The organism is Hyalangium minutum, from assembly GCF_000737315.1.
Lineage (GTDB): Bacteria > Myxococcota > Myxococcia > Myxococcales > Myxococcaceae > Hyalangium > Hyalangium minutum.
Genome location: NZ_JMCB01000001.1, coordinates 280,252 through 299,610, shown reverse-complemented (window position 1 = coordinate 299,610; position 19,359 = coordinate 280,252). Strand labels below are relative to the sequence as shown.

The 19,359-nt window shown below is 67.6% G+C and carries 7 protein-coding genes; 3 read left to right on the top strand and 4 right to left on the bottom strand.

Going from position 1 to position 19,359, the window contains the following annotated elements:
* Positions 1-473: 473 nt before the first annotated feature.
* From DB31_RS01065 to DB31_RS01055, 3 genes are all read right to left on the bottom strand, one after another.
* Positions 474-884, bottom strand: coding sequence for a response regulator (locus tag DB31_RS01065; RefSeq protein WP_044180792.1), 411 nt, complete (start codon positions 882-884; stop codon positions 474-476).
* Between the two features lie 15 nt (positions 885-899).
* Entirely contained in the window at positions 900-2,699 is a 1,800-nt protein-coding gene (locus DB31_RS01060) for a PAS domain-containing sensor histidine kinase (protein ID WP_044180790.1), read from the bottom strand.
* A 165-nt stretch (positions 2,700-2,864) separates the two neighbouring features.
* Positions 2,865-12,965 (bottom strand): hybrid non-ribosomal peptide synthetase/type I polyketide synthase, encoded by a 10,101-nt coding sequence (locus DB31_RS01055; RefSeq protein WP_083967945.1) that lies wholly within the window; start codon positions 12,963-12,965, stop codon positions 2,865-2,867.
* Between the two features lie 333 nt (positions 12,966-13,298).
* On the opposite strand from DB31_RS01055, the gene DB31_RS01050 reads away from it, so the two are divergent.
* The 3 genes from DB31_RS01050 to DB31_RS01040 all read left to right on the top strand — a co-directional run bounded on the left by DB31_RS01050 (position 13,299) and on the right by DB31_RS01040 (position 17,515).
* Positions 13,299-14,453 carry an ATP-binding protein gene (locus tag DB31_RS01050; protein WP_052419618.1) on the top strand — a complete coding sequence of 385 codons (1,155 nt, stop codon included), beginning with the start codon at positions 13,299-13,301 and terminating at the stop codon, positions 14,451-14,453.
* A 42-nt stretch (positions 14,454-14,495) separates the two neighbouring features.
* Entirely contained in the window at positions 14,496-16,046 is a 1,551-nt protein-coding gene (locus DB31_RS01045) for a response regulator (RefSeq protein ID WP_052419617.1), read from the top strand.
* Between the two features lie 203 nt (positions 16,047-16,249).
* Positions 16,250-17,515: a chymotrypsin family serine protease gene (locus DB31_RS01040; protein WP_044180785.1), complete on the top strand. Its 1,266-nt coding sequence runs from the start codon at positions 16,250-16,252 to the stop codon at positions 17,513-17,515.
* A gap of 76 nt (positions 17,516-17,591) precedes the next feature.
* Here the strand turns inward: DB31_RS01040 and DB31_RS01035 are convergent, their stop codons facing one another.
* Positions 17,592-19,292 carry a S8 family serine peptidase gene (locus DB31_RS01035; RefSeq protein ID WP_063769177.1) on the bottom strand — a complete coding sequence of 567 codons (1,701 nt, stop codon included), beginning with the start codon at positions 19,290-19,292 and terminating at the stop codon, positions 17,592-17,594.
* Between the last annotated feature and the right edge of the window lie 67 nt (positions 19,293-19,359).

Sequence of the window (19,359 nt, the reverse complement as noted above, 5' to 3'; positions counted from 1 at the left end):
GCCCACACGATCAGGCCGAGAGTCATCCATCGCAGGTGCATGCTCTCAGCGTAACGTACAGTGGACAGCCCCCGCGAGAACGGGGGCGCTGCTTCCTGGATCCAGCCCAGGGAGAAGATCTCCAGGGGGCTGGCTCTTACCGATGGCTAGCTGATGATGTTGCCGAGGTTGCCGACGAGCGCGAAGACGTCCAGGCGAGCCTTCATGAAGTCCTTCTGGGCCTGGTCTTGATCCGCCGTATGCGCCGGCCACTCCGTGCTCTTGTTGGCGGTGGGCTCCCCAGAGCGCGCGAACTGGAAACCAATACCCGACGACCTTCTGCTCGAACGCGCGATCCGCCGCGTTGAAATGCCACTGGTTGGGAGGCACCTGCTCACCGGGCGAAGCGCCTCCGCCGTGAAGAATTGAGATCTTTGTTGAATTGACAAGCAGGGCTACCAGTGCCGCGCAGCATCCTCCGCGGGCTCCCTGTCTCAGGGCATCTCCACCAGCATCCAGTACTTGTTGAGGGCCAGCATCAGATCCACGAACGAGTTGAAGGTCACCGGTTTGAGCAGGTAGCCCGCCACGTTGAGCTGAAAGCTCTCCATCCGGTCCTTGTCGTCGTTGGAGGTGGTGAGCACCACCACCGGGCTCGTGCGGAGCGCAGGGTCCGCGCGCAAGGCCCGCAGGAACTCAATGCCGTTCATCTTCGGCATGTTGATGTCCAGCAGGATGAGCCGATTCGTAGAGGGCACCGAGCCGCTCCTCAGCATCTCCAGCGCCTCGACGCCATTGCCCGCGACATAGAGGGGGTTGCTGATGTTGTTCTTCTTGAACGACCGCTGGACGTTCATCACGTCCACTTCATCGTCTTCAACGAGCAGAATATTCAGGGTTCGCATGAGAGGGACTCCGGTTCACTTCTTGGGGGTGGATGTGGGCCAGGTGAAGAAGAAGGTGGCGCCCTGGCCCTCGGCGGACTCCACCCGGACGGAGCCTCCGCGGGCCTCCACGATCTTCTTGACCACCGACAGGCCGATGCCTGTCCCCTCGACCTGATCCCTCGCCCGCAGCGTCTGGAAGATTCCCCAGATCCGCTCGTGGTACTCGGGAGCAATGCCAGGTCCGTTGTCGGCGACGGCGAACTCCCAGCCGTTGGCCGTCTCGGAGCAACGCACTCGCACGAGCGCATCCGGGCGCATGGCGTGCTTGAGCGCGTTGCTGATGAGGTTGAGGAAGATCTGCTGGAACGGCACCCGCTCGCAGTGCAGCACGGGCATGCGGGTCTCCACCTGGATGGAGGCGGGAGGCGCTGGCGAGAGCAGCTCGATGGTCTCGTTCAGCAGCGCGCCCACGTCGACGCTCTCGGGCTTGTCGCGCACCCGGCCGGCGCGGCTGTAGTCGAGGATGCCGTTGATGAGCGCCTCCATCCGGTGGACCCGCCCCGTCAGCAGCCGCATCTGCCCGCGTGTCTCGTCGGGCATGATGTCCTTCAGGTCATCTCCAATCCATTGCGCCAGGTTGGTGATGCCCCGCAGAGGGGCCTTGAGATCGTGGCTCGCCACATAGGCGAACTGATCGAGCTCCTTGTTGCTGCGCTCGAGCGCGGCAATGAGCCGATCGCGCTCGGCCTCGGCGCGCTTGCGGTGCGAGATATCCAGGATCACGATGACCACGCCCAGTCGGTGGCCATCGGGTGCACACACCGGTGCCGTGCACGCCAGCCAGGTGCCCTCCTCGCCGCTGGCCTGCGAGTTGCCGGTGCTCTCGAAGGTGACCGTCTCCCCCGTGGTGAGGACCTGTCGGAAGAGGTCCTCCGGGTGGGGGGACAGGTTCGGGAACAGCTCGCGCGGCGTGTGCCCGATGTGGGCCTCGACGGACAGGCCGTTCATCTCCGCCAGGGGGCGGTTGATGCGCGTGTAGCGCAGGTTCTCGTCGAAGAGCGCCATGCCCGCTGGGACGGCATCGAAGAAGGTGTCGAGTGCCGCGCGCACCTGCTCCGCCTTGCGCCGCTCCTCCTCCGCCCGCTCGACGGCGTTCCGGCTCTCCTGGATGTCCGTGCTGCAGCCAATCCACGAGAGGATGCGGCCCTCGGCATCGCGCAGCGGGAAGGCGCGAACACGGTGCCAGATCCAGGCTCCATCGTGACGGCGGAAGCGGCACTCCAGCTCGCAGGGTTCGCCGGTGGCCAGGCTGTGACCCCATCGGCGGACGAACTCGGGGAGATCCTCGGGATGGGTGACTTTCTTCCACGCCTCGCCATCCGCCTGGCCCGGAGAGAGGCCCGTGAACGCGAACCAGAACCAGTTGATGTAGTCAGGCGTGCCGTCCTGCTGGACGGTCCAGAAGATCAGCGGCAGGTTCTCGAACAGCGAGCGGAACCGGGCGAGATCCGTCTCGAGCTGCTGCATGCGCTCCCGCGGTGCCTGCTCTTGTGCGAGCGCCAGGAGGGTCACGGCCACCTGGGGCGCGCCGCCCTCCCGAGCCAGGAGCGGCTGGGCGCTGACGCGCAGGAGGGTGTCACGCACCACGAGGTTCTGGGAGGCGGCTCTCCCCGTCTCTCGTGCCTGCCGGATCAGCGCCGGGGCGGGGGAGCCCGAGGAGAGAGGGAGCTCCTCATACGCGCGGCCGAGGAGCTTCTGAGGATTCTCTCCGAGCAACTGAGCGAACTCAGCGCTGCACTCCGTGAGCCGGCCGGAGGCGTCAAAGATTGCCATTCCCTCTTGAGCAGGCAGGCCAGAGGGGGGCGAGAGGGCTGCCGGAAGTGTCATGCGCGGGCACCTTATTACAGCCAGGTCCCGCGCGCCTTCTCTTGGACTGGCACGCGACAGGTCAGTTGATCAGGAAAGACTTGTGAATCAATCAATTCCTAACAAGAAAGATTAATGGCCTCGCACGCCTTCGCTGGGAGGGTCCGTTCGCTCCCCCCCTCCGATGAGGTGCTGTCGCACGACGCGGGCCACCGCCTCGATGTGGGGGAACTCCATCAGGGTGAAGTGATCGCCCGGAACGGTGTGCATGGAGAACGCACCGTCCGTGTGGTCCATCCACCATTGCTCAGCGTGGTGCTCCAGCACCTCATTTCGCTCCTTGGCACGGATGTAGAGGAGGGGGAGCTGGCTGCGTCTGGGGGTGTAGGCGGCCAGGGCGTGGGCATGCACCATGAGCAGCTCCCGGAAGGGCGAGTCTTTGGCGACCGCCTTGGCCATGCCCGCCCAGGCTGCGGGAGCTCGCTCCCGGAAGGGAGCCATCAGCTTCAGCAGATCCTCGGGCTGGCCGACCTGGAGATGGCTCAGGGGCAGCGGTGGGGTGTCCACGAGCAGCACGGGAGACACCTCCAGGCCTCTCTGAACGAGCTGGCGGGCCATCTCGTAGGCGACGGCACCTCCGGAGGAGTGCCCGCCCAACTGAAAGGGCCCTCGAGGCTGATGCTTCAGCATCTCCGCGATGTAGTGCGCCGCCATGGTGGGCACGTCGGGATGGATGGGCTCCCCAGGCTCGATACCCGAAGCGCGGAAGGCATACACCGGCTGCTGAGGGCCGAGCTGCCGGGCCAGCCCCATATATGTGTAGACCGTTCCACCGATAGGCTGGACCAGGTAGAGCGGGGGCGACCCGGCAGCTCCCTCCTGGAGGCAGACCCGCAGCTGTCCCTGCGGCGTGGCTGGCCTCTCGGGAGACGAGGGGGCGGCCGTGCTCGCTCTCCGGACCGCGTCCAGCAGCTGCGTGAACCGGGGGTTCTCGACCAATGCGTGGACGGGCAGCATGACGCCGAGCTGTGCTCTCACTCGAGTGCGAAGCTGCAAGGCAATGAGCGAGGAGCCGCCGGCATCGAAGAAGTGATCGTCCGGTTGGATGGAGTGGACGCCGAGCACTTCCCTCCAGATCTCCGCCAGCCCCTGCTCGAGCGCATCCCGGCCCACAGGGGGGGCCTTCAGGATGGGCGCGGAGGCAGGCTGGGCGTTCTGGGGGGCCCCGAGGAGGTGCTCCGCTCGCTCGAAGGGATAGGTGGGCAGGGGCACGCGCTGCCGCCGCTCGTCCCGAGAGAAGGCCGCCCAGTCGAGCTCGCCTCCTACGCACCAGAACTTCCCCACTGCGCCCAACAGGGCTTCCCAGTCGCTGCGGCCGGAGCCGGGGGTGGACAAGGTGCTCGTCACCAGGCGGGCCTTTCCTGCTTCCGGATGGAGGCGCGCCAGGGATGCCAGCACCCTGCCGGGCCCCACCTCGATGAGCACGGGAGCGGGCCGCGCCAGCAAGGCAGAGAGCCCGTCGGCGAACCGCACCGTTCCTCGCAGGTGGCGGGCCCAGTAGGAGGGATCGCGCGCGTCCGCGTCGGTCATCCAGGTGCCCGTGAGGTTGGAGACGACGGGGATGACAGGGGCCTGGAGCTTCATCGAGGCCGCGCGCTCGGTCAGCCGGGCCGCGAAGGGCTCCACCAGCGGCGAGTGCGAGGCTCCCGCCAGCCACAGACGCTGGGCCTCGATGCCCCCGGCGTGCAGCCGTGCCTCCAACTGCTCGATCGCCTCTCTGCGGCCCGCGACCACGCAATGCGCGGGCCCATTGATCGCCGCCACAGAGACCCCTTGAGCCCATCGGGCGGAGAGCGCCTGCTCTGACAGTGGCACGCTCAACATGGCGGACTCGGGCATCGAGTCGCACAGCCGCCCGCGGAGGGCCACGAGGGCCACCGCGTCTTCGAGCGAGAGCACACCGGCGAGCGTGGCGGCTGCGTACTCTCCCAGGCTGTGTCCGGTCAGCGCCGAGGGTCGCAGTCCCCACGAGAGCAGGAGCTGCGCCAGCGCATACTCGGTGGAGAAGATGGAGGCCATGTTGAGAGAGGGGCGCAGGAGCTGGGAGGTGGCCTCGGCGCGCTCCTGCTCCGGTGCGAACAGCAGCGAGCGCAGATCGCGGCCCAGCTCCTGGGCGAAGAGGCCGGCGCACCGGTCGAGCGTCTCCCGGTAGACGGGCTCGCCCTGGTAGAGCTCCCGCCCCATTCCCACGTGCTGGGTGCCCCCGCCCGGGAACATGAAGATCACCTCGGACGCCTGCGACGGGGCGGCTCCGTCGAAGACCTTCGCGTTTTCGCGTGAAGCCAGCGCGGAGACTGCTTCGTCACGCTCCTGGCAGACCACCCCTCGGCGGTGCTCGAAGGCCCCTCGTCCCTGCTGGAGGGTGAACGCCACATCCGGCAGGGGGAGCTCTGGCTGTCGCCGCAGGTGTTCGCCCAGCCTGTCGGTGATCGCCTCGAGCGCCGTGGCGGTGCGGCCGGACAGGGGCAGCAGTTGCCAGGGGCGCGACGGGCCGGACGGCGCGCGTGGGGGGGCCTCTTCCAGGATGGCGTGGGCGTTGGTTCCACCGATGCCGAAAGCGCTCACGGCAGCGCGGCGGGGCCACTCTCCTCGCGGCCACGGGTGCGGCTCGGCATTCACGAAGAAGGGGCTGTCCTCGAGCGCAAGCTCCGGGTTGGGCCGTTGGAAGTGCAGGGTGGCGGGGATGAGCTCATGCTCGAGCGAGAGGGCCACCTTGAGCAGGCCGGTCACTCCGGCCGCGGCGTCCAGGTGTCCCAGGTTGCTCTTGAGCGAGCCGAGGGCGCAGGACTGCTTCGCAGCCGTGGCTCGGCGGAATGCTTGGGTGAGGGCCGCGACCTCGATGGGGTCTCCCAGCGGGGTGGCCGTCCCGTGAGCCTCGACATAGCTCAGGGTCTCCGGGCTCACTCCCGCCGCAGTCTGGGCCATGACGATGGCCTCGATCTGGCCCTCGACGCTCGGGGCGGTGTAGCCGATCTTCTGGGCGCCGTCGTTGTTGATGGCCGAGCCGAGGATGACGGCATGCACGGTGTCTCCATCCGCGAGTGCCTTCTCCAGCCGCTTGAGCACCACCACGGCCACTCCGCTGCCGGGAACGGTCCCTCGGGCCTGCGCATCGAAGGGCCGGCAATAGCCATCGGGAGAGAGGATCCCACCCTCCTCGTAGGGATAGCCGGAGGGGTCCATGGAGAACAGGGACACGCCCCCGGCGAGGGCCATGTCGCACTGGCCGGACAGGAGGCTCTGGCAGGCCAGGTGGATGGCCACGAGCGAGGTCGAGCAGGCCGTCTGCAAGCTCAGCGCGGGGCCTCGCAGGCCCAGCTTGTACGCCACGCGCGTCGCAAGGAAGTCGTTGCCATTGCCGACGATCGCCCGATAGTCGCCCGAGCTCCCTCGCGGAGAGCCCAGTGAGGCCACCCGCTGCAACCAGTAGCGGGGTACCCCCGCGCCGCCGAACACGCCAATGCCGCTCGGGTAGCGGTGGGGATCGTAGCCGCTGTCCTCCAGGGCCTCCCAGGCACACTCGAGGAAGAGGCGCTGCTGAGGATCGGTGAGCTGCGCCTCCTGCGGCGAGTACCCGAAGAAGGCCGCGTCGAAGTGAGCGGCCTCCTCGACCATGCCCAGGGCCGGAACGAAAGAGGGGTCGCGCAGCAGCTCTGGCGGCAGACCAGAGGCCTGGAGCTCCTCTGGGGTGAAGCGGCTCAGCCCTTCGCGGCCCTCCCTCAACAGCTCCCACAGCTCTCGTGGGCTCCGGGCCCCCGGGAAGCGGCCGGCCATGCCGATGATGGCGATGGCGTGATCCTGGCGCGCGAGCACGGAGCTCGTTTCCTCCTGAGGGGCCGAGACCCTCTGCGCCGGGCTCTCGCCGGGACTCAGGTGGGCGGCCAGCTGGCGGATCGTGGGGTACTGGAAGAGCGTCACCATCCCGACGTCTCGCTCCAGCCGCTCGCGGATCCGGGCCCGGACCTGGGCCAGCAGCAGCGAGTGGCCGCCGAGCTCGAAGAACGGATCATCGACGCCCACGCGCTCCAGGCCCAACACCTCTTGCCAGATGGCGCCCAGCGCCTGCTCGAGCTCCGAGCGCGGCGCCACGAAGCCCTGCTCGGCTCCGGGCCGGGACGTGCTGGGGGCGGGCAGCGCCCGGCGATCGATCTTTCCGGTGAGTGTGAGGGGGAGCTCCTCGATCCGCACGAGCGCCGAGGGCTGCATGTACCGGGGCAGGCGCTCCGCGAGGTGGGCGCGCAGCGCGGCCATGTCCAGCTCCGGCGGGGCGACGACGTAGCCCACCAGGCGCTTTTGACCGGGGGCGTCTTCGCGTGCCACCGCCACCGTCTTGGACACGGAGGGGAAGGCGAGCAGGGCGGCCTCCACCTCTGCCAGCTCGATCCGGTGGCCTCTCACCTTCACCTGGGTGTCCAGGCGGCCGAGGAACTCGAGCGTGCCATCGCCCCGCCAGCGGACCCGATCTCCGGTCTTGTAGAGGCGGCCCTCGGGCTCGAGGCCGAACGGGTCCGGCACGAAGCGCTCCGCGGTGAGCTCGGGCTGGCCCACGTAGCCGCGCGCCAGTCCATCCCCGCCGAGGTAAAGCTCGCCCGCCACGCCGATCGGCACTGGCTGCAGGTGCCCATCCAGGACATAGACGGTGGTGTTGGAGATGGGCCGTCCCAGCGGCACCGGATCCTCCACGCGGGAGTGTGGCTCCATGGAGTAGGTCACCGCGAAGGTGGTGCACTCCGTGGGGCCGTAGCCGTTCGTCACGGCCACTCCCAGGTCCACCATGCGGCGAACGTGGGGCGCGGACAGCACATCCCCGCCGACGAGGATGCGGCGCACGCCCGCCAGCCGCTGTGCGGCCACGTCCACCACCTGGTTGAAGAGGCCGGATGACAGCCAGAGGCAGGTGACGCCATGGCGAGCGATCACCTCGGTCAGCTCCAGCGGATCCGCGGGCGGGTGGGGCGGGAAGACGGCGAGGCGGGCACCAGTGAGCAGGCTGCCCCAGAGCTCGAAGGTGGAGGCGTCAAAGGAGAGAGGCGAGGCCAGCAGGAGCGTCTCGCCCGGTCCCAGCTCGGCGTAGCGGATGTTCTTGACCAGCCGCAGCACCGAGCGGTGCTCGATGCAGACCCCCTTGGGCCGGCCGGTGGAGCCGGAGGTGAAGTCGATGTACGCGAGGTTTCGAGCCGTCACTCCCGAGTCCGGGGCGGAGGCTGGCTCCTCTTCCAGCCGGGCCTCGTCCAGGAGCAGGTGACGCAGCCCCTGCGCGGGGAGCTTCGGCAACAGGGCCTTGGTGGTGACGAGGGCGTCGGGCTGAGCGGCCTCGAGCATGAGGGCCAGTCGCTCGCGAGGGTAGTCGGTGTCGAGAGGGACATAGGCGCCGCCCGCCTTGAGGATGCCCACCAGGGCGACGACGAGCTCCAGGGAGCGCTCCATGGCGATCGCCACGCGCGAGTCCGGGCCCACGCCCATGCGGCGCAACCGCCACGCGAGCTGGTTGGCGCGCAGGTCCAGCTGCCGGTAGGTGAGCTGCCGCGAGCCGAACTGCACGGCTACGGCCTCCGGAGCGCGGAGGACCTGCTCGGCGAAGGCTTCAGGAATCGTGGAGTCGCGGGGGTAGACGGCGGCGGTGTCATTCCACTGCACCAGCAGGCGCTGCCGCTCTTCTTCACCCAGCATCGGCAGTCCCGAGAGTCGCGCATCCGGCTGCCGGACAGCTCCCTCCAGGAGCCTGCACAGGTGCCCCGCCATGCGCTCGAGGGTGCTCGGGTCGAAGAGGGCCGTGGAGTACTCCCACTGGCCCGCCAGCGCGTCGTGATCCTCCCAGGACAGCAGGGTGAGGTCGAAGGTAGCGCGGCCGGGATCCAGCGCGAGCGGCTCCATGTCCAGCCCGGGCAGCTTCAGCCGCCCCAGCTGAGAGACCTGAGGCGCGAACATCACCTGGACCAGCGGGAGCGTGCTGAGATCTCGCTCGGGCCGCAGCGCCTTCACCAGCTGCTCGAAGGGGACCTCCGCGTGCTCGAGAGCGCCCAGGCTCGTCTCTCGGACGCGCGCCAGCAGTGTCCGGAAGGACGGCGCTCCTGAGAGATCGGCCCGAATGGGCAGGGTGTTCACGAAGAAGCCCACCACCCCTTCCGTCTCCGGCCGCTCCCGGCTGGCGTGAGGCATGCCGACGAGGAACTCCTCCTGGCCGGTGTAGCGGTGGAGCAGCGCCTGGAACGCGGCGAGCAACACCATCGTGGGGGTGACTCGCTCCTGGGTTGCCAGGGCCCGCAGCGCCGCGGTGGTCTCCTTGCCGATCCGGAAGGGCACGAGCGCGCCGCGGAAGTCCTGGACAGGAGGCCGAGGCCGATCCGTAGGCAGCTCCAGAACCGGAGGGGCCCCTGCGAGCTGCTGCTTCCACCACGTGAGCTGCTCCTCCATCGCTGGCGTCTCGGCCCACTGCCTTTGCCAGACTGCATGGTCGGCATACTGCAGCGCGAGAGCCGGCAGGGCGGGAGGCTGACCCCTGGCCCATGCGCCGTAGAGGGCTTCGAGCTCGCTGTAGAGCACGTCCATGGACCAGCCGTCCGTGACCGAGTGGTGGAGGTTGAGCAGCAGCACGTGCTCGTCATCACCCAGCGTCAGCAGGCTCGCTCGCAGGAGGGGGGCCCGGTGGAGATCGAAGGGCTGTCTCGCGCTGGCCTCCGCGCGCCGATGAACTTCCCGCTGCTGCTCTTCGCGCGGCAGCTCCCGCAGGTCGACACGCTCGAGGTGCAGCGGCAGGTGCGCCGCAATCACTTGCACGGGCTGCCCATCGACCTCGGAGAAGCGGGTTCGCAGGGACTCGTGACGGGAGACGAGCGCCTGGAGGCTCTTCTCCAGGACGGCGGCGTCGAGCGGCCCGCGCACCCGGAAGAACGCCGGGTAGTTGTATGCGGCGCTCTCCGGGGCAAGCTGGTGAAGGAACCAGAGCCGCTCCTGGGCGAACGAGAGGGGCACGACGGCGCCCCGGGGGGCGGAGGGGATCGATGCAGCGATCTGCTCCTTGCTTCGAGCTTGGCTCAGCAGGCCCGCCAGCCCGGCCAGCGTGGGATGGGAGAAGAAGGCGCGGAGGGGAATCTCCACCTGGAAGTGCTGGCGGATGCGCGCCATCACTTGCAGGGCGCGCAGCGAGTGTCCTCCCAGCGCGAAGAAGTCATCCTCGAGCCCGACACGGTCCAGGGAGAGGCACTCCCGCCAGATGGCCGCCAGCGCCTGCTCCGTGGCGGTGCGAGGGGCGACGAACTCCTGCGCCAACTCGGGGCGTGTCCCATCGGGGACGGGCAGGGCCCGGCGGTCCACCTTGCCATTGGGGTTCAAAGGCAGGGCCTCCAGCATGACGAAGAAGGCCGGCACCATGTAGGACGGCAGCTTCCGCGCCAGATACTCGCGCAGCTCCGTGATGGAGGGGGGCGGGCTCGTCTGCGGGACGACGTAGGCCACGAGCTGCTTGTCATTCGAGCCGAGGACTCGTGCCGCGACGACGGCCTGCCTCACCGCCGGGTGATCGTCGAGCACGGCTTCGATCTCTCCCAGCTCGATGCGGAAGCCGCGAACCTTGACCTGATGATCGATGCGCCCCAGGAAGTCGAGGAGCCCTCCTGGGAGATATCGGACGAGGTCCCCGGTCTTGTAGAGCCGTGCCCCGGGCTCTCGAGAGAAGGGGTGGGGGATGAATCGCTCCACCGTGAGCTCAGGCTGACGCCAGTACCCTCGGGCCAGACCTTCTCCGCCGAGATAGAGCTCTCCCGGCACGCCACGAGGAACGGGCTGCAGGTGCCGATCGAGCACGTAGGCCTGCACATTCGGCAGGGGCCGTCCGATCGGGATGGAGGTGGCACCCTCCGGCACCTCGGTGATGGGGTGGAGGTGGGTGAAGACCGTGGCCTCGGTGGGACCGTACCCGTTGAAGAGCTGCGCGTGCCCCTCCTCGATCGCCACTCGGACCCAGTGGGGATCCAGGGCCTCGCCCGCGATGATCACAGCCCGGACGGGCCGGAAGAGAGACGGTGTCTCCCGGACCAGGTTGTTGAACACCGCAGGGGTCAGGCAGCACACGGTAATGGCCTGACGCCGCAGCTCCTCCTGGAGTGCCCGGGCAGACAGGGTGAGATCTCTCGCACCCATGACGACGCGGGCGCCATTGAGGAGCGCGCCCCAAATCTCATACACAGACACGTCGAAGGAGTAGGTCGTGCTCTGCAGGACGTGGTCGTCGGGGCTCAGGTCGGCGTGGAAGGCAAGCTGGACGACGGAGCGGTGGGTAATGGCGACACCTTTCGGAGTGCCCGTCGAGCCCGAGGTGTAGAGCACGTACGCGAGGTGGCTGCTACGGACCCCGCTCGGCAGTGGGGGCAGCTCTTCGTCGGCGGGAGGCTCTCCCACTGTGTCGACGCGGAGGAGCTCGAGGCCCTCGACAGGAAGAGGGAGCGGGGACGAGCCCACTGCCACCACCACCTTGGCCTGGGCATCCTCGATCATCCAGGCCAGGCGCTCGGCGGGAAGCTCTGGGTCGAGAGGCACATAGGCCCCCCCTGCCTCCAGAATGGCGAGCATGGCGATGATCGTCTCGGGCGAGCGCTGGGTGAAGAGGGCCACCCGGTTCTCGGCCTTCACTCCCCGCTGGCGGAGAGCGCAGGCGAGCCGATGGGCTCGTCGGTCCAGCTCCCGGTACGTGAGCTTTCGGTCGCCAAACACCAAAGCCACGGCCTCTGGAGTGCAGCGGACCTGGGCTTGGAACGCCTCATGGATGGAGACATCCTTCGGATAATCCGCCTGCGTCTGGTTCCACCCATACAAGAGCTGGTGCGTTTGCTCGGCGGACAGCAGCGGGATCTCGGACAGCCGCTGTTCCGGCGCCGCGAGGGCTCCGCGCAGCAACGCCTCCCAGTGCCCCAGGAGCTGTGCGGCGGACTCGGGCAGGAACAGCTCGCGGTTGTATTCGAGCTTCAGGCTCAGGCCGGTCCCCAGGTCTCGGGCGGACGACATGAGCTCATAGGCGACGAATGGCAGCTCGATATCGACGGGAGTGAGGGTGAGGGCCGGGCTCGTGAGGGTGGAGGGCCATGGGTCTCTCAGGGCAAAGAGCACCTGGAAGAGCGGAGGCCGGCTCAGGTCTCTCGCGGGTGACAGCGCCTCAACGAGATCCTTGAAAGACAGATCTCCATGGGCCTGCGCTTGGGTGAAGTCTTGCTGAGTCCGGAGGACGAACTGACGGAAAGAGGGGTCATCTCCTACCCGCCCACGCAGTACGACAGGATTGCCAAAATAGCCCAGGAGATGTTTCACGTCTGGAGAGTGCCGCCCAGCCAGGGGCGTCCCCACGGGGACATCCTCCTGGTGGGTGTAGCGGTAGAGCACGGCCTGCAGGCCCGAGAGCAGCACCGCGAAGAGCGTGACACCCTCCCTCTCCGCCAGGGCTCGCGCGGCCTGTGTAAGCTCTGGAGAGACAAGCCGTTCCGCTGTTCCTCCTGCAAAGGATTGGATGGAGGGGCGAGGCCGATCCACCGGCAGGTCCAGGGCCGGGGGCAGCCCTTGGAGCTGTTCTTGCCACCAGGCAAGCTGCCGAGCGGTTGTCTGCTTGCTCAGTTGCTCGCGCTGCCAGAGCGCATGATCCCTGTATTGCCGATGGATTGCAGGAACGTCCGCTGATTGACCCTCACGGCGTGCCGTGTACAGGGAGAAGAGCTCGGAGAAGAACAGGCCCAGGGTCCAGTCTCCATCCGAGATGAGGTGATGCATTGTCACCACGAGCAGGTGCCGTGTGTGATTCAGCCGCACCAGGCAGACCCGCCAGAGAGGGCCGTGCTCCAGATCCAACGGGCGTGACACTTCCTCGCGAGCGAGGGTCAGTGCCTTCTCCTCGAGCCCTTGTGCTCCCTCTTCTCTGGCCGTCCTTGCGTCTTCTTCTCGCCAGGGGATGTCGCATTCGAGAGCAATTCGCTGTGAGGGCTGCTCACCCACCTCGACAAGGCTTGTACGGAGGATCTCATGCCGCCGCGTGATTTCCGCGATTGTTTGTTTTAACAAGGATACGTCGAGCGGCCCCTGGAGCCAGGCCCCCGCACGTTCATGGAAGGCCGGAGCGGCACCGTGAAGCTTGGACAGGAACCACATGCGTTCCTGCTCGAACGAGAGCGGATAATGAGAGGGATGTTTCATGGCCGAGGATGAGAAGTCAGAGGTGATATCAGGATTATAACAAGTGAAGAATTCAAATTGCTATCACGCCCAATCAATTTCCATGGCTGTGCAGCGCGAGTGTGAAAAGAGCGTCAGGAGTTCATTTCCTGTGCAGCGCTGATGCGAAAGAAGAAGCAGACAAGAAATGAAAGTCCTCTTGCGCAGGAGGTGCTCCAGCGGCGGACACGTGCGAATGACGCGCAGTCACCCGGAGCCGGACGCGCTGTCCCGGTGGGCCTGGAGCGTCTACCACATGACAGTTGTACGAGGACTCGCGTATGTTGGGGGACCGACTTTGCACCTTGGAATGTCATGCCACACCCCGAACACAACCCACTCGAAGGAGCGCTCCTCCAGCTCGGGCACCGGCAGCTCCTTCACTCGGCTCTGGCCGCCCTCTCCGAGGGGCTCGTCATCGCCGATGCCAGGGGTACCCTCGTCTACTCCAGTCCTGATGCCGAGCAACTGGTAGGCCCCAGCGGCATGGAACAGCTGCCCCTCTGGCAAGCGTTGAAGGGAGAGGAAGTCCAGGAACTGGAGCTGTTCATCCGCAACGGGAACATGCCGGAGGGCAGGCGCGTGCGCTGCAATGGCATCCCCCTGCGTGATGAGCAGGGGCAGGTCATTGGCGGCATGTCGCTCGTGAAGGGCCTGGACGAGGCCGGCCGGAGCGAAGACGAGAAGCCAAGCCATCCGAACGAAGAGTTCGAGCGTCGCATCGCCGAGCGCACCGCTCAGCTCGAGTTCGCCAACCGGGAGATGGAGTCCTTTGCCTATTCCGTGGCGCATGATCTGCGCGCTCCGCTGCGCGCCATCACCAGCTTCAGTGAAGCGCTGACAGACGACTGCGCTGCCCAGCTGGACGCGACAGGCCAGGACTATCTGCGGCGCATCCTCGGCTCGACCCAGCGCATGTCCGAGCTCATTGACGGCATCCTGGCGCTCTCGCGGGTCCACCGCACGCCGCTGGTCTCCACCCGGTGCGACCTGACGGCCCTGGCGAAGGCCGTCTCCGAGCAGCTCCAGGTCCAGTACCCCGGGCGCACCGTGCACCTCACGCTGCAGGAGGGGCTGGTGGACCGGGGCGACTCGCAGCTGCTGCGCTCCGTGCTGGAGAACCTGCTGGGCAACGCCTGGAAGTTCACGCGCGAGCGCCCCGTGGCAGAGATCGAGTTCGGCGTGACGCAGGAGCAAGGGCGCCGCACCTACTTCGTGAAGGACAATGGCGCCGGCTTCGACATGGCCTATCAGCACAAGCTGTTTGGAGTCTTCCAGCGGCTGCACTCGCAGGCGGAGTTCGAGGGCAACGGCGTAGGGCTGGCGACCGTGCAGCGCATCATCCGCCGCCATAGCGGGCACATCTGGGGCGAGGGCCAGCCGGGCCAGGGCGCCTGCTTCTTCTTCACCCTGAACGAGCTCCCTCACCTCTCAGCCCCCCGAGCTCCCCGGGAGCCCAACCATGACTGAGGCTCCGCTTCGCGTCAGCCCTCGAGCCATGCGAGGTGTGAGATGAGCGCTCAGCCTCTGCGGTTGCTCCTCGTGGAGGACTCCGATGACGATGCCACCCTGTTGCTGCGGGAGCTGCGGCGCAGCGGCTACGACGTCTCGCACTCCCGCGTCGAGACGCGTGAGGGGCTGGAGCGCGCGCTGAGCGCTGGGACCTGGGACGCGGTGATCGCGGACTATGCGCTGCCGCAGTTCGACGGACTGAGCGCGTTCGCCCTGGTGCGGCAGCGAGGGCTGGATGTGCCGTTCCTCATCGTGTCAGGGAAGATCGGCGAGGACGTGGCGGTGGCCGCGATGAAGGCGGGCGTCCATGACTTCGTGCTCAAGGATCGGCTGGGGCGGCTGGGCCCGGCCGTGGCCCGCGAGCTTCGCGAGGCGGAGCTGCGCGCCGAGCGCCGCACGATGCAGGAGCAGCTGATGCTGTCGGATCGGCTGGCCTCGCTGGGCATGCTCGCCGCCAGCGTGGCGCATGAGCTCAACAACCCGCTCGCCTCGGTGATGATGAACCTGGAGTTCGGCCTGTCCAACGTCGAGGCGGAGGGGGGCTCTCAGGAGACGCAGCAGGCGCTGCGCGAGGCGTTCTCGTGCGCCGGGCTCATCCGGGACATCATCCGGGACATCAAGATCTTCTCCCGCCCCGAGGGGCAGAACTTCGGCCCGACGGATGTGCACCGGGTGCTGGACTCGGCGCTGCGCATGGCGCACAACCAGCTCTTCCACCGGGCCCAGCTCGTGAAGGACTACGGGGAGATTCCCTCCGCGCACGGCAGCGAGGCGCGGCTGGGGCAGGTCCTCCTCAACCTCATCATCAACGCGGCCCACGCCATCCCCGAGGGCTACAGGGACGCGCATGAGATTCGGGTGGTGACCCGGCGGGTCGGTGAGTGGGTGCGGGTGGAGATCCACGACACCGGGGCGGGCGTTCCGCCGGAGCTGCGCGAGCGGATCTTCGAGCCCTTCTTCACCACGAAGCCGGTGGGGGTGGGCACTGGGCTGGGGCTGTCCATCTGCCGCCGCCTCGTCACCGAGATGAGCGGCGGCATCGGCGTGGACAGCGAGCCTGGCCAGGGCAGCACGTTCTGGATCCAGCTTCGCGTGGCCCAGGAGCAGGACCTCGTGCAGGAGTCGAAGCCGAGGGAGCCCCGCAAGAAGCTGGGAGTGCTCGTGCTCGACGACGAGGCGGCCGTGGGCAAGGCCCTGGGGCGGTTGCTGGGGACTCGGCACCAGGTCATCACGTTCGAGCGGGCCCAGGATGCCCTGGCGCATGTCACCTCGGGCCATCGCTTTGACGCCATCCTCTGCGATCTGATGATGCCGGAGATGAGCGGCTCCCAGTTTCACCAGGAACTGGAGCGGCTGGCTCCGGAGCAGGCCCAGCGGGTCATCTTCATGACGGGCGGGGCCTTCACGGAGGAGACGCGCGCTTTCTTGAGCACGGCGCGCAACCCCTGCATGGACAAGCCCCTCGACATCCAGCGGCTGCTCTCCATGCTGGAGCTGCTGCCAGCCGTGGGCTCCTCACAGGAAGTTCCGTGGTTCGAGTCCACGGCGTGAGAACGTCCTCCACTGCGTGGAGAGGGCCCACGCGATGGAGCGCTGCGGGGTGGCTGCGCGCGATAGACGTCTATCCAACCAAGTGCTCGCGCTGGCGTACTCCCAGGCAGGAAGAGCCAACACGGGTGGTAAAGTGCTCCCCCCGCTCAGCCTCTGAATGCTGGCGCTGTGGGCATCACTCGTTTCTCCAGGAGAGAGCACCTATGTCGAAGCAGAGCATCCTGCGCGTGGCGGCGGCCGGGGCCACACTGTGGCTGGTGGGCTGTGAAGGAGCCCCCGAGCAGGAGGAAGCGGTCGTATCAGTCTCCCGTGCGGCGGACCTGCGGACGGATGTGCCTTTCAGCCCGCTGCGGCAGCGGACGCTGGACGACGCGCTGCTCCAGGTCGAGGCCTCGGTTCCCGGCTTCGGGGGGATGTACTACGACGAGAAGGGCCGCCTCGTCGTGCGCCTCGTCCACGCTTCCGCGGCGCCAGCAGCCCAGCGCGCCATCGCCGCAGTGTTCGGGCCAGAGAAGCTGCCGGCGGAAGGCATGGTGACGGAGCCAGCTGCGCGCAGCTTCGCCCAGCTCAAGGCGCTGCAGGAGCGCATCACTCCTGACGTTCTGTCCCAGGCGGGCGTCGTGCTCACGGACGTAGATGAGAAGTCGAACCGCGTCGCCATCGGCGTCGAGCGCGCGGAGGTGAAGCCGAGCCTCGAGAAGGCCATCGAGCGGCTGGGGGTGGCGCGTGACGCCATCGACATCGTCGAGGTGGGCCCGATCTTCCCCACCAACGTGCAGGGTGGCTGGCGGCCCATCACCGGAGGGCTCCAGATCGAGACACCGGGCAGCTACTGCACGCTGGGCTTCGCCGCGCTCCAGGGCGGCACGCTCGGCTTCGTGACCAACTCGCACTGCACCCAGACCCAGGGCGGTGTCGAGTACACGCCCGCCTATCAGGCGGTCTACCCAAACCACGCCGGAACGGAGATCACCGATCCCTCCTATACCAGTGGCGGCAGCTGCCCAGCGGGGCGCATCTGCCGCTACAGCGACAGCGCCTTCTTCAGTGCCAGCACCAGCGTCAGCCCACTGGTGGCGATGACTCCCGGAGCTTTCAACCTGGGCATCTCCAGCTGGCTAGAGGTACCTGGCAAGGTGCTGTACCCCTCGCAGGGACAGATTGTCTACAAGACGGGCCGCACGAGCGGCACCACGAGCGGCTCCATCCAGTGGGCGTGCGCCACCGTCAACTCGGGGAGCACCCCGCACACCTATTTTTGCAACTACATTGCGACCAGTTCGCAGCAGAATGGCGCGCCTGGAGACAGCGGCTCGCCAGTGTACTTCTTGTCTGGAAACACCGCCCAGCTAACGGGTCTCATGTGGGGCGCGGGCTCCGACCCATGGAACTTCGCCTTCGCCCCGTTGGGCTCCATCCAGAACGAGTTGGGGGTTGTCCCCTACTGCCAGGGTTTCGTGGGCTGCTGAGCGGAAGCCGCAGGCGCGCGGACCCGGTGTGAGCCGGGCCCGCGGCCGTTCTCCGCAAGGCTGTGCGTTCAGGGGACTACTTCACCAGGGTGAACGTCTCCCAGGGGCCGATGGCCGTGCGGTTGCAGTTCACGTCGCCACCGCCGTTGCCCTCCGCCACCACGTAGTTGCCATTGCCGGACTGCAGCGCGAACGAGTCCCCGTTGTTGATCGTCGTGCCCGTGCCGCCGATCTTCCACATGCGGAACGTCTCCCAGGCTCCAGCCTGCCACACCGTGGCCTTCGTCGTGCTGCCACCGTTGCCCTCGGCGGCGAAGTACTGGCCCTGGTAGGCCTGGAGGTTCACGGTGTCGCCGTTCTCCAGCGTGCCGCCGTTCACGTCGATCAGGTTGAACTTCTCGTGCGTGCCAATGGCCTGGAATGCGGCGTTCACATCACTCCCGCCACCGCCGCTCGCGATGAAGTAGTAGCCCGCGCCGGTGCGGATGGAGACGAGGCTGGAACTGGCTGCCGTCCAGCCGGTGAAGAGCAGCAGCGCGGGCGAGTTCGTGCCCACCCCCGTCACCTCGCCGCCGGAGGAGGCGGAGTTCTTGAGCGCGGTCATCACCGCGCTCGGGGTGGAGGAGGGGTTGAACTGCAGGTACAGGGCCGCAGCGCCTGCCACGTGCGGGCTGGCCATGGAGGTGCCGCTCATCACCGCGGTGGACGTGTCGCTGTTCTTGTACGCCGAGGTGATGTCCGAGCCGGGCGCGAAGAGATCCAGGCATGAGCCGTAGTTGGAGTAGGAGGCCCGCACGTCGCTGCTGGTGCTGGCGCCCACCGTGAGGGCGTTGGCCACTCGCGCGGGCGAGTAGCTGCACGCATCCGCGTTGTTGTTGCCCGCGGCGACCACGTAGACGACGCCCGCGTTGATGGAGGTGTTGATCGCGTCATCCAGCGCCTGGTTCCCGCCGCCCCCCAGGCTCATGTTGGCGACGGCGGGCTTGATGTGGTTGGCCGTCACCCAGTCCACGCCCGCGATGACGCCGGACGAGGTCCCCGAGCCGTCGCAGTCCAGCACGCGCACCGAGTGCAGGCTCACGTTCTTGGCCACGCCGTAGGTGGCGCCGCCGATGGTGCCTGCCACGTGCGTGCCGTGGCCGTGGCAGTCACTGGCCCCGTTGCCGTCGCTGACGGACGTGTAGTCCAGCGAGACGCGCCCTCCGAACTGGGAGTGCGTGGAGCGGATGCCCGTGTCGAGGACGTAGGCATGCACGCCGCTACCGGTGGCCGTATACGTGTACGTGGAGTCCAGCGGACGGTAGCGCTGGTTGATGCGATCCAGTCCCCAGGTGGCGTTCGACTGGGTCGTGGAGGCCTCCACCCAGCTGTCCTCGACGACGTAGGCGACGTCCGGATCCTCGGCCAGCGCGAGGGCCTGCTTCTCGCTCCCGCGCATCACGAAGCCGTGCAGCGCGTGCTCGTACAGCTTCTCCGCGCGCACGCCGTGGCGCGCCTCGAGCGAGCGTGTCGACTTCGAGACGCTCAGTGCTTCAGAGTTCTTCTCCGCCTTCTTCAGCACGACGATGTACTGACCCGGCACGGCTTTCTCCGAGCGCAGGAAGCGCGCCTGGGTTCCCGTCACCAGCGTGCTCTCTGGGAGTGCTTCCTCGGACTCGGGCGCGCAGGCCCCCGCCGTGAGCAGGCCGAGCGCGAGGAGGCCTCGCCCGAACTTCTGCAGTCCATTGCCGAGGAGCGAAGAGGAGACGCGGAGGGTCGACGCTGCATGCTTCTTCATGACGTGCCTTCTTTCAGGGAGGGGTTGAACCCGGTTCCTCTCGAAGCCGGGATGCCAGCCCTTAGAG